This window comes from Caballeronia telluris, assembly GCF_001544495.1.
Taxonomy (GTDB): Bacteria; Pseudomonadota; Gammaproteobacteria; order Burkholderiales; family Burkholderiaceae; genus Caballeronia; species Caballeronia telluris.
This window is the reverse complement of the sequence record NZ_FCNZ02000110.1, coordinates 1-1,890: the sequence shown is the minus strand read 5'-3', so window position 1 is coordinate 1,890 and position 1,890 is coordinate 1. Positions and strand designations below refer to the sequence as shown.

Sequence of the window (1,890 nt, the reverse complement as noted above, 5' to 3'; positions counted from 1 at the left end):
GAATATCATCCACGGCGATTCTCCTGCGGCTCCCACGATTCAATTTTGAGGCGGTCAAGCTCTGCGCGGGCCGCCCGCAACTTCTCGGGCGAGAGAGACATGCGTAGCAGGATCAGCGCTTCGGCAAGCATGGCCGTTGACTGCTCAGACTGTATTGGCTTTTCTCGGGTTTGCAGTGCCGAGACACTGGCGACTAACTCGCCCAACACGTCCAGGCGAGACAGCACCTCGCGATTTCGATCTCCGAACAGCGAATCCTTGATGTACTCGGAGACGTTGCCATCGAAGCGCACTGAACGTTCTTCGAGCTCGAGCTTTTGTGCTTCAGTGACACGAATGCAGATGGTGGGCACGTGCGAGCTCCGTATTACGGCCTGTCTTACAGCTTAGGAGACCGCGACGGCGCTTTCAAGGACGTTAGTAAAACCTCAGTTTTACTGCATCAATATGCGCACATCAAGAATGTTACGTAATATCAATAACTTACGCAAGGCGAAGCATTGCGTATGGTGTATAGCTTTTAAGGGCCCATTCCCACCCACAAAATCGCGTCGAAGGACGGCCTTTTCCGCGCATTTGCGTCTCCAACAAAGGCGTTCGAATGATCCCTCGCCCATTGGGCGAGGGGCTTACTCAGCCCACGAACGAAAGCATCCACTCGGGATCAACTCAGGATCAATCTAGGATCAATCTAGAATCAAGCGCGGATCACAATAAGTCGAAAATCGTATTTGACTGATGAAAAGGGATCACCTAGAGTACAGAAAAGGATCACTGAGGGATCACCGATAACAAACGTGGGTGCGAACCGCCCAATGACGATATTTGACTTCAAGCCACGAAGTGATGCGGCCGTCGTCCGTAATCTCCTGCCCGAGATTGAAGCCGCTCAGCAATCGGGAGCAAGCCGCGAGTCTCTCTGGCAGAACCTGCGAGATCACCACGCGCTGAACCTGTCGTTCGATGCGTTTTGTGTTGCCCTGAAGCGTGCGAGGGCAAAGCAAAAGGAAAAGGCAAGTGCGACGGTTAGCGCACTGGGTCTCGCATTACCCGATGAAAAAACGGTACGCCATCGAGAGAACGCGCCGGAATCCATTGATGAACCACAACATCAGCACCCTTTTAGCACGCGCGCAACGGAGCAGACTTCAGCGCGCTCGCCGCGAAAAAATCGGATAAAAACCACCGGAGATTTCGCCGACGTCCATAAACTGGACTTCAATGAGTTCGACGACAAATTCAAGTGAGGTACAAATGAAAATCGCCGTCCTGAATTACAGCGGCAGCGTTGGCAAGACGGTAGCCGCTCACCACTTGTTAAAACCGCGCATACCTGAAGCCGCATTTTTTTCGGTGGAGACGATTAATCAGTCGGCAAGCGATCTCGGTGCGCCAGAGGTGTCGCAGCTACAAGGAAAAAAGTTCGGCGAGCTTCTTGAAGCCTTAGTTCTGGAAGACGATGCAATTGTTGATGTCGGTGCATCAAACATTGAGTCGTTCTTTGAGTCGATGTCGCGATTTTCGGACTCGGAGCGAGAGTTTGATTTGTACGTGGTCCCGGTCACTCCAGATCAGAAAGCGTGGCAAGAGAGCTTGAAAACCGTTGAAGCGCTGTCCAATATCGGCGTGGATGCGCAAAGTATCCGGTTGCTGCCCAATCGCATTGTAGGTGACCCGGCCGAAGAGATTCCTGCGATATTCAACTACGTGAAGAAAACAAGTAAAGCGCGGATCAGTGAGGATGCATACCTCTTCGAGAGCGAGATTTATGGTTATCTTGCCGCCAAACGGATGAGCTTTATGGAATTGATCGACGACGGCATCGATTATCGCGCGTTGGCCAAGTCGGAGACAGATTCCGAGAAGGCGAAAGACTATGCGCGGATGTAT

3 protein-coding genes are annotated in these 1,890 nt (G+C 52.1%); 2 read left to right on the top strand and 1 reads right to left on the bottom strand.

The window, feature by feature from the left end; translation table 11 throughout:
* Positions 1-5 precede the first annotated feature (5 nt).
* On the bottom strand, positions 6-353 hold the full coding sequence (locus AWB66_RS32380; protein ID WP_087634040.1) for a hypothetical protein: 348 nt from the start codon (positions 351-353) through the stop codon (positions 6-8).
* A gap of 462 nt (positions 354-815) precedes the next feature.
* Here AWB66_RS32380 and AWB66_RS32375 point away from each other — a divergent pair, with 462 nt between their 5' ends.
* Together AWB66_RS32375 and stbB are read left to right on the top strand one after the other, a co-directional pair.
* On the top strand, positions 816-1,247 hold the full coding sequence (locus tag AWB66_RS32375; protein WP_087634039.1) for a hypothetical protein: 432 nt from the start codon (positions 816-818) through the stop codon (positions 1,245-1,247).
* Between the two features lie 7 nt (positions 1,248-1,254).
* The coding region (gene stbB, locus AWB66_RS32370; protein WP_087634038.1) for a StbB family protein at positions 1,255-1,890 on the top strand (636 nt) is incomplete at its 3' end.

Bases quoted from the DNA above. Each gene is read 5' to 3' on its own strand.
- AWB66_RS32375 (WP_087634039.1), top strand. From the start codon at position 816: ATGACGATATTTGACTTCAAGCCACGAAGTGATGCGGCCGTCGTCCGT.